The organism is Ignavibacteria bacterium (assembly GCA_016873845.1).
Classification (GTDB): domain Bacteria; phylum Bacteroidota; class Ignavibacteria; order Ch128b; family Ch128b; genus JAHJVF01.
Genome location: VGVX01000081.1, coordinates 1 through 10691, shown reverse-complemented (window position 1 = coordinate 10691; position 10691 = coordinate 1). Strand labels below are relative to the sequence as shown.

Sequence of the window (10691 nt, the reverse complement as noted above, 5' to 3'; positions counted from 1 at the left end):
TGCTGCCTATGATTTCATTTTCACAATATAATATGGAACGCAGCACCGAGCAGAGTTTTGAACAATCGGAAATGTATTTCAACAGTTACTTTTTGAATACATTCGGACTGAAGAATTTCAAGAAAGTTAGTGTCGGACTGATCGACAACCCATTCTTAAACATTTATTTAAATCCAGCTTCTGCTGTCAATCTTGAAGGTGATGATTATCTTATATATCTCGATTTTCGAGGCGATAGAACCGAAGCACCCATTTTAGATTATTCATATCCACTCTATTATGATATGGGAACTAGTTTCGCTCCATATCCAGATATTCGGTGGATAAGCACAACCCGCTCTGAACCAGAACCAATTTTTTCACTCGGGATTATCACAAATCCGTTGAAAGGTTTGACTGACAAATTTTTTATTGGAGGTACTTACCAATTATTATATAGAGAGGAAAAATTTTATAACAATCCATATTGGATTTACAATCCAAGGTTTGGCTATGATGTTTTTGGCGGAGTAAAACAAGGACTCGGTGACGTACCAACTGAAGACCGTTACTCAGGGGCAGATCAAATGATAAACACAGGTCATCTATTAACCGGATTCACAGGTTATCAATTTAGCAACGTGTTAAGTGCTGGTCTTTTTCTGAATGCTGTTGTTCACTCAAGAGAGGGAGAATATTTGTACAGCATGAAAGATGAATATGGTTCAACAAATTTTCAAGAGTGGGAGAATCTAAATTCACAAGCAAGAAATCAAAACTACGATCATTGGGATTTAGCTCTCGGTGTTAATTATAAATTCTCCGAACACTGGAGCGCAGGTATCAAAGCCGGTTACTTAAAAGGAAAAGCTGAACAAGGGAATTTTCTTCAAACATTTTATTACTCTAAAAGAGATACACCCGATGTTTCGAAAGAGTGGTACTATAATTACTCAAAATCTTTCACCAATCAAAATTGGTTTCACGATGGAAACACAAGATATTTTGGTTTTAATTTTTTAAATAAGATTGATGATAAAAAAGAATTCAGCGGATATTATAAATATTCAAAAAGTAATATTGACTTCACGAACAATTCAGAGATATTCGACACATCAAAATACACATCGAGGTGGGTAAATTCTTACGATAATTCCTGGTATCGTTATCAAGGAGTTTCGTCAGCGTCGGACAAAAGACATGGAAGCGGCACGAGAATAAAAGGATCGCACGAAGGAATGTTGAACTTTAAATGGAAACTGAGTGAAAGTAACACTTTGCTTACTGGAATTTATGTTTACGATAGTAAATTAGAAATCGATGGAAGAGAGCCAGTGAAAGCTTATCGAATGTCAAACTATTCGCATAATAATTCTTCCGGATCTTATACTTACACTCAAAATCAGGAGTTAGTAGAAGTAAAAGATCTTACTTGGAAATATGTTTCGTCAGAATGGTCGCTTCAAATTCCGATACTTCTTCACTTCCAATTGAATGAAACTTTTGGCTTGATGCTTGGAATAAATAGATATTTCTATGGTTGGAAAATAACCGATGTCACTACGGCATATTTTGATCTAAGAGAGAAGAAGGAAAACGGTGTGGTAAAACAAGAGAAGAATTTTGCGGAAAGATACACTCAGCCGGCAACCCGCACAACTGAGAATTTCACTGATATGATTGCAAGCTTTGATATAAATATTTCGCCGCAATTATGCGCAAAATTAATGCTTGATCCTGACTTTGATCAATTTTTCAGAATTGCTCAATGGTGGCTCAGTTTTCAAGCTAAATTATAAATGGTTAATAACGGATAAGCACTGAGTTTCGCAGATTTGAAATAGCAACCCTTTTAATTTTGTGATTACTCAGTGTAAATCCGTATTAAATAGTTAGTAGAAATAATGAAGAATAAAATTAGATTTTACTTATTGTTCTCAGCTTTGATATTCATTTCATGCGGAGAGGGAATAAATTATCCCGATGCATCTCCGAATAGCATCTACTTTAACTCATTCGAAAATGATAATGATACGACGGGTTGGAAAGATCTCAATCCGAGAATGTTTGTTGATGATCCATGCCCAGATGGCGGTAAGAAATCTTTAAGTATCGGAGGCGGATGTTTTCAACCTGTATCATATTTTGTTTCAAAACCGATTAGTGAATCAGGCAATTATAAAATTCAATTTTGGGCTAAAGCAGCAAAGTCAGAAATGAGCGGTACAGTGATGTTAGGGATTGGAGACCCTCATTTTCCTATGAATGGAAGCAAATATGTACAAGTAAATGATTCATCATGGAAATTCTACAATTCCGACGTGCTCTTTTGCCATAGCGGTTCTAAACTACGAATTGAATTAATTGTCGGCGGAATCATCCCATCTGCGATATTTTTGGACAATATCGAGATCCTTCTCATTAATGCTGATAATTGATATTATTCCATCTATTATTTGTCTGCTTGGAACTAAGAATAGGATTACATAATTTAATTATAGAATTTCACGGCTCATTCAGTATTGAAAATGAGATTAATACTTCCGACATCATATTACAAAATAAAAATTGTTTCAACCTTCAGTCTGATTTCCGCTGCGCTGGTAATTTTGATGACATGGCTGAGTTACAATTTTGTTAGAGAAATCTATCTCGACCAAGCATCTGCGAATTTAAGAACATTATCTAAAATCACTGCTCAACAGATAGATAAAACTTATCTCGATTTTTTAAGTTATGGATCTCCTTCCGAGTCGATCAAAAATTATTTTACCATCACTTTTAATAAATATCAAACGGCAAATCCGAATTCGGAATTATTTATCTTTAATTCAGAATTGAAGGTTATCCTACACTCAAACAATTCTTCATTAGAGGGGGAATCTAATTCTCAACTGCTTATAAACCGAAATGAAATACTTGGTCTCGAAGTAAATCAATCTGCAGTCTCTTTTCCATTTAAAGGAGACGATAACAAATGGTACCTTTGGGGATTCTTTAAACTCAACGAAGAAAATTGGCTCGCTATACGTGAAAACGCAACTAAGCTTTCTAAAATTGATGACCTTGCGAAAATTTTTATTCTGATTGGATTTTGCGGAGTAGCTCTAACTTTTGCGATTGGATTATTTGTTGCTAAGTCAATTACAAAACCGTTAAATAAACTTGTTAAATTCAGTTCCGAAATAGGAAAAGGAAATCTTAATGCAGACCCTCCAAGAGACATGCATGGTGAAATAAAACGGTTATTAATTGAGATGGATCAAATGCGAAAAAATCTATTTCGACACCAAAAGGAGAAAGAAGATATTCTCGCACAAATCGCACATGAAATTCGAAATCCGCTTGGCGGAATTGAACTACTTGCTTCATTAATTCGGGAAGACTTGCAGCGTGACAATCGGGATACACGTTACATAGATAAAATTCTCGGCGAGGTCAACGATCTGAAAAGTTTAATAACAGCTTATTTGAATTTCAGTAGACCTGAACCGCCCAAACAAGAAAATGTTAATATTGCCTCCCTTATATCCGAGCTAAAACAATTCATTAAAAATAAACTAGACGAAAAAAATATCAACCTATCCGAGGAACTTACAGTAAAAGAAATTAAATTCGATCCATTTCACTTAAAGATGATACTGCTTAATCTAATTTCGAACAGTATAGATGCAATCTCTATCAATGGTTCAATTCAAATAACCTCATCAAATTCAAACGGACAGTTGCAAATTTCAATAACTGATGATGGAGTTAGTATCAGTGATGAAAACTTGAAGAATATTTTCAAACCTTTTTTTACGACCAAAAAAGATGGTACGGGGTTGGGACTCGCAATCTCCCAAAAACTTTGCCGTGAGAATAATGCTGATCTACTGCTACAAAAAAACTCATCTATAGGATGCACATTCACTATAATTAAAAAAAATTAATGCTATGAAAGATGAAATAATTGTAATTGAAGATAATGACACAGTGCGGCTTGGTATTTTCGAGAGTCTTTCGCGGGAAAACTTTTTAGTTCATTCATTCGAAAGTGGTCCACCGGCATTAAAATTTTTTGCATCGAGTATCATTCCCTTTGCAATCGTTGATCTGAAGATGGAACCGCTGGATGGTATTTCAATACTCAAGAAGATGAAAGAAATAAATCCAAAAGTTGAAGTATTAATGATCTCCGCATTTGGAACGGTTGAAACTGCAGTCCGGGCCATGCAGTATGGAGCAGCAGATTTCCTCACAAAACCATTTTCATCTGAAGAATTGCGTGAAAGAGTGAAAAAAATCTTTGAAAAAATAAAAAGCCGAGAGCGAATTGAGGAACTGCTCGACCAGAATTATTTACTCCAATCAGAGCTCGATAAAGGTTACGATGACATTATTGGTAATTCGGAAAAGATGAAAAATATTTTTCAGTTGATTGAAAAAATCTCAGCAAAGGATAGCACAGTTTTAATTCAAGGTGAAAGCGGAACCGGGAAAGAACTCGCAGCACATGCAATTCACAAGAGAAGTAAGCGTGCTGAATTTCCTTTCATAAAAGTAAATTGCGGAGCCCTCAATGAAAATCTTCTTGAGAGTGAATTATTCGGGCATGAAAAAGGAGCTTTCACCGGAGCGATAAAATTAAAAAAAGGTCGGTTCGAATTAGCTAATAAAGGTTCGTTGTTTCTCGATGAGATTGGTGATATCTCCCAGACGATGCAGGTTAAATTGCTTAGAGTTCTGCAAGATGGTGAGTTTGAACGAGTAGGCGGCGAAATAACAATTAAAACTGATGTAAGAATTATTACTGCGACGAATCAGGATTTACAAAAATTAATAAGCGACGGTAAATTCCGTGAAGACCTTTATTACAGACTCAGTGTAATTCCGATTGATCTGCCTCCGCTTAGAGAAAGAAAAGAGGATATTCCCCTTCTTGTTAATCATTTTCTTCAAAAATTTGCGGGAAGAATAGACGAGCCGGCAAAAACAATCACAAGTGATGGAATGAAACTGCTGCTCAATCATTCATGGGGTGGGAACATACGAGAGTTGGAAAATTTAATTGAACGGCTTTGCGTGATTTCGCACTCACCTGAAATCGAATCAGAGCTGATCGCTCGGCATATAAGTAACGGACATAAAATCTCAAATTCATTCGAAAAACTTCCTCTCGATGATGCCGTCTCCTCATTTGAGAAGAATATGATCATTCATGCTATGAAAAAAGCAGATGGAATCAAAAATCGGGCTGCAAAAATTCTTGGGATAAGTACTAGTGTTTTATACTATAAACTTGAAAAGTATGGTTTAATAAAATGAGTAAGCACATTAACAACAATCTGATAGGGATCAATATTCTCTTTATTCTTTTTGGATTATTCTTCGGGGCTGCGGATGGAGTTCATTCCCAGGATTTAGTTTCACTTGAGAAGAGATTCTCAGATCAGGTGAATTTTGTTAATAGACAGAAACAAATTATAGACTCGCTGCAGATAATCCTAACCGAAAGAGCAAAGTTGATTGATACAGAGAAGAAAAAAGCTCTCCCAAATAATGATAAAATTATTGAACTGATGTCTAAGTCGGCGACACTAACCAATCAAATCAATAACCTGCAGATCAAATTAAAGAAAGACGAGAATGAACTCGAATCCACGAAAAAGCAGTTAAGTCTTATTTACTCAGAATTAATTGACTCGTTGAAATTAATCCAAAAATCTGCAAATTTATCTCGCTCGCATGATTTGAATAATCAAATTCTTTTTCTTACAGAAAAAAAACTTCTCGTATCGCCAAGGGTTTCTAACCTTTCTTTCAATCCAGAGTATATAATAAGAATTGACTTGAATACAATCTCTGATCCAACTCAAAGAAAAATACATTCTGAATATCTTGAAAATGCACTTGATGAAGTTAATGAACAAATTCAGCAAGTGACAATCCGCAGCGATGAGTTAAAACAAATTGTACAACTTCAAAAGAAAGTCGAGCGTTTCGTTGAAGAAGCCGACTTTGAAGGCAGCGTAAAGTTCTTTAACTACCGATCCGGTACTGACAGAAATGCATTAGCAGGATTCATTCCGATTGATAAAACCGAAATGGATTATGTTTTGCTTTCACAATTTTCTTCATACTCCTCAATGCTCGATCAATTAAATATGCCAGGATATATCAATATAAAATCTAAATGGGGCGAAGGAAAAACTACAAAATTAAGCCTGGGTGAATATGCTTCACTTCTCAAGGAGCTTAGAAATTATCTGCAGGAATATCGTTTAGTTCTGAACAGTAAGCTTCAATCTGCAAAATGAGAATAATTCTATTTTCATTAATTGCTTTAATGACGTTCAATATTAATATTTCATACTGCCAGCTTAAATGGAAACTTAATCTGGAAACTGGAAATTATTCTACAAGCAATACAATATTGAAAGAGAAAAACGATTTATCGATCCGATCGGAAGGCGAGGTAAAATACAATTATGATGCACAAAGCTCAAAAGCGTTCATCCAAATTCAAGCACGACCGGAAATATTCGGGATATTAAACAAACTTTATACCTTTAAACTTAAAGCATTTGGAGGATTTTATAAATCAAACGAAAATTATGATTGGGGAATAAATTTCTCCGCACAAAATCACTTTTACTCCGGGGAAACCATTACTGCAGATTTCGCAACTTACTTTATCCAAACAAATTTGTCTTATCCCGTTTCATCCGTTGGCCTGCTCGTTCCGAATATTGGATATGCATATCAGAATATTAATTTCAATGGAAGACGAAGCATCGATGTTTATTTTGCCGATCTGAAGTTTGAACAGTTATTTAATCAGTATTTCCGAATCGGATATGGAATTTATGGGGAGAGATTCATATTAGTGAATAAACAAAACTTTCTAAATCTTTCTGAAGAAAATTCGAACAGTGGATTTCGAGCTGGTCCTCAATTGAGCATCAATTATATTCGTGATTTTTTTCTAAGCGGCGAGGCAAGATTTCTCTTTCACGAATCGAAAGTTACACAGTATCCATCTTACGAAACTCTTTTCCGATTCATTGGAGGAAAAATACTCACTGAAGATTTAACCCTTATGCTGCTGGTGGATTTTTATGCAAGGAAATTTTCAAACGAGAACTCTCAATCCAAAAGCTCGAACTTGTTATATACACCAATTAATCTCGAAAATAGATTCTACCTCAAACTCTCCTACGATGTTGATGAAAACTGGGAAATTTTTTCGAAAGCTGGATACTCAAAAGAATATTTATATGACAGAGATTTATCCCTTTCCGGTTGGAGTTTTTCCATTGGTTTGAGCTTGACAAATTGAGTTTGATAAATTAATCATAAATAATTTTTGATGAATTGACTCTCAATTAAACATTAATTAAGTTTATTACGACTTAAGGGAGGTTACAATGAAAAAAATATCTCTTCTCTCCAGCGTCTTGATTTTACTTTTCAGCTTACAGCTTTACTCGCAAATAACTGGTTTTGATATAAATGCTTATAAGCAATTCTTAGTAAACAATCAGAATCTTACTACGACTCAAATTCTCAATCTTCATCCGGCAGGAACATTCCAGCCGAGAGCTTATGGAACATCCTCGAATCCGTTGTATCTCGATTCTATCATTTCAAAATATTCATTGACCTTTCATGAACGTGAATTACTTTCACAACATGGATTCATGGTGACTGAGAGGTTAAATCAAAAATCCTTTGGCAAAGCATTTCTCGATATTTACCACAAGGATTTACCTGTATTTGTCTCTACTGATGCGATTCTGCACGCACTTCATATGTCCTACGATTTAATATTAAAGATGACCGAAGTCCAAATCTTAATTCCAAAACTCGGACAGCTTCTTTCAAATCTTCATTCTCAGATTCCATTGCTTGCTTCGACCTATTCATCAGACACATCCATGACACAAATGCTGAAAGACGTTGATGTTTATCTCACTATCCCTCGACAATTGCTGGGGCAATCTGCTGTTCCATATTACTCATCTAATGTTACTGTGATAAATCAATTGATGAGTTATATCACACAAGAAACTCCACAAAATATATCTATATTCAGCAGCGTCCCGCGTAAAGTTGATTTTAGCCAATTTAAAGTTAGAGGACATTATACGGATAACAACTATCCACAGCTTGCAAAATATTTCAAAGCAATGATGTGGCTTGGCAGAATCGAAATTTATCTTTTACCTCCACGCTCCTTCGATCTGCCTCCTACGTTTGAAGATATTCAAAGACAAACAATCGATGCACTTCTGATCCTTGAAGCTGCAAAACTTGGCAGTTCACTTTCTTTATTGGAAGAGATTGAAAGCATCATCAAATTTTTTGTCGGCGAATCTGATAATGTTACCCTCCCAAATATTAATGAACTTGCTGCTTCGGTAAATATCGTATCTGCAAATCAACTGCTGAACAGTTCAACTCTGCTAAGATTTCAAGATTCGCTTAAAACAAAGTCTTACGCATTTCAGAGAATACTTTCTCAAATTTTGTACAGCCATCCGATGAATCCAGACAGCATTATTCCGGCTTCGGCATTTCTGCTACTCGGGCAGAGATTTATAATCGATTCGTATGTTACAGGGCAAGTTGTTTATGACCGAATAAAATTCAATGGAGAAAAGATTCGGAGAATGCTTCCCTCTACACTCGATATTTTATTCGCACTCGGAAATGATGCATCACTTCAGCTTCTAAAAAGCGAACTTGATACTTACAAGTATGGTACAAACTTAGCCGGATTACGATATCTTATCGATGCGTACGAAACAGATTTTTGGGAAGTTTCATTCTACAATCTCTGGCTAAATTCAATCAGAGAATTAAATCCCCCAATAACACGCGATGGTTTGCCTCCATTCATGAAAACTGCTGCTTGGTGGCAGGAAAAAATGAATACTCAGCTTGCATCTTGGTCGCAATTGAGACATGACAATCTGTTATATGCCAAACAATCTTATACTGGAGGCGTAGTTTGCTCATTTCCGCATACTTACATAGAACCAATCCCAAAATTCTATTCTGCGATTAAAAGATTGGCTCAAATATCCGAAACAAAATTCCAGTCCATTGCCTTTCCTGATCAATATATAAAAATGGAGATAGTCAATTACTTCAATGGAATGAAAGGAATCGCTGATACACTTGGAACTATATCAACTAAAGAACTGAATGGAATTCCATTCTCGTTGCAAGAGAAAAATTTCTTGAAGAAAGTTATTTACGATACGATGTATGGTTGTGCTCCTGCCTACTTAGGATGGTATCCAAAATTATATTTTTGGGATTTTGGAATGGGTGTTGAGCTGCTAAAAGAAGATATGATAGTTGCGGATGTTCACACAGCTCCAACTAATGCAAGCGAATTTCCAATCGGCTGGGTGCTTCACGCAGGAACCGGAAAAGTGAACCTTGGTGTATTTACGGCACAAATTCCAGAAGGACAAACAATTGCATTTGTCGGACCGGTGATGAGCTACCACGAATATACTTCAACAAATTTTCTGCGGCTGACAGATGAGGAATGGAAGGCAAGTTATCTGCGGCAATCGTCAAGACCATCATTCGTGAATTTGTATTTGGCAGATAGTACCGGGAATTCACGCGGCGCTGGTGTGAATTTATTAACATCGAGCGAGGAAAATCCTACGCATCAAATTCCGCAGTCAATTGCTTTAGAGCAAAATTATCCGAATCCGTTTAACTCGAACACAGTAATCAGCTTCAGCATTCCGGCTGCCCTGACAAATTGTCAGGTAAAGCTTAAAATTTATAATTTGAACGGACAGGAAATTAAATCGCTGTTAAACCAATATCTCTCTTCAGGAAATTATATTACAAGATGGGATGGAACTGATGCGAAATCTCATCCTGTTGCGAGCGGAGTTTATTTTTATGAGCTTGTGGTGAGCACCGTCGCACCACTTGTGACGAGCTCTGTCGAACCATTGAAAGCTGGAGAAAACAGAATTACAAAAAAGATGAGTTTGATAAGATGAAATTTTTCAAGATTTTTTTTGCTCTATTTTTTATGCTCAATCTTGCATCATCACAAATGATAGAATTTATTCCAAAAGAACGACCGATTTTCCTTTTTGGGTACTGTACATGGAGCCCGATTACGTGTACAGTTATCTCAACACATTCGGTTTATGATACAGTAAAAATTTCTGCACATTATGGTGCATTATGCATATTCGACTCAGTGTCCCATCTATATACTTATTTATTGGAGTGCACATTTGTTGTAAAGAATCCCCAGAAAGACCTAACTTATGAGCTTTGGGGTTTAGGTATAACATATCCAGATCAGATATTTCAGATTCCATTCGATACAACTTATAATTATCCAATGCGTTACTTTAATTTAAAACTTTTAGCAAAAAATGGGAGCACCACAGTAGACTCGATGCTCGTTCTTTTTTATTCGGACCTTCGAGGAGACGTTGAAGAATTTGAATCCAATATGAATTGTGCTCTCTTTCAAAACTACCCTAATCCATTTGGCGAAGCCACCCATTCGGGCAACCCAGAAACTAGTATTGAGTATTTAGTACCGAGAAGGGAGTATATCACTTTGAAAGTTTATGATATACTAGGTAGAGAAGTCGCAGTACTTGTTGATGAAGTTAAAGAAGCTGGAACATACTCTTTACCATTTTCCGCTTACCATCTCCCCTTATCCAGCGGAG

General features: G+C 36.0%; 8 protein-coding genes. All 8 read left to right on the top strand.

What is annotated here, in order from left to right; genetic code table 11:
- Positions 1–32: 32 nt before the first annotated feature.
- Entirely contained in the window at positions 33–1778 is a 1746-nt protein-coding gene (locus FJ213_11645; GenBank protein ID MBM4176806.1) for a hypothetical protein, read from the top strand.
- 105 nt (positions 1779–1883) lie between these two features.
- On the top strand, positions 1884–2417 hold the full coding sequence (locus tag FJ213_11640) for a hypothetical protein (GenBank protein MBM4176805.1): 534 nt from the start codon (positions 1884–1886) through the stop codon (positions 2415–2417).
- Positions 2418–2507: 90 nt separating this feature from the next.
- Positions 2508–3911 (top strand): HAMP domain-containing histidine kinase, encoded by a 1404-nt coding sequence (locus tag FJ213_11635; GenBank protein MBM4176804.1) that lies wholly within the window; start codon positions 2508–2510, stop codon positions 3909–3911.
- Positions 3912–3915: 4 nt separating this feature from the next.
- Complete coding sequence (locus tag FJ213_11630; GenBank protein MBM4176803.1) at positions 3916–5286, top strand: sigma-54-dependent Fis family transcriptional regulator; 1371 nt, start codon at positions 3916–3918, stop codon at positions 5284–5286.
- Complete coding sequence (locus FJ213_11625; GenBank protein ID MBM4176802.1) at positions 5283–6278, top strand: hypothetical protein; 996 nt, start codon at positions 5283–5285, stop codon at positions 6276–6278. The genes FJ213_11630 and FJ213_11625 overlap by 4 nt, the downstream gene beginning before the upstream one ends.
- A complete protein-coding gene (locus tag FJ213_11620) occupies positions 6275–7300 on the top strand; it encodes a hypothetical protein (protein MBM4176801.1) in 1026 nt (341 codons plus the stop codon). Before FJ213_11625 ends, FJ213_11620 begins: the two co-directional genes overlap by 4 nt.
- A gap of 88 nt (positions 7301–7388) precedes the next feature.
- Positions 7389–9998: a DUF3160 domain-containing protein gene (locus FJ213_11615; protein ID MBM4176800.1), complete on the top strand. Its 2610-nt coding sequence runs from the start codon at positions 7389–7391 to the stop codon at positions 9996–9998.
- Positions 9995–10691, top strand: a 697-nt coding sequence (locus tag FJ213_11610) for a hypothetical protein (protein MBM4176799.1), incomplete at its 3' end; no start/stop codon positions are given. The genes FJ213_11615 and FJ213_11610, both read left to right, overlap by 4 nt.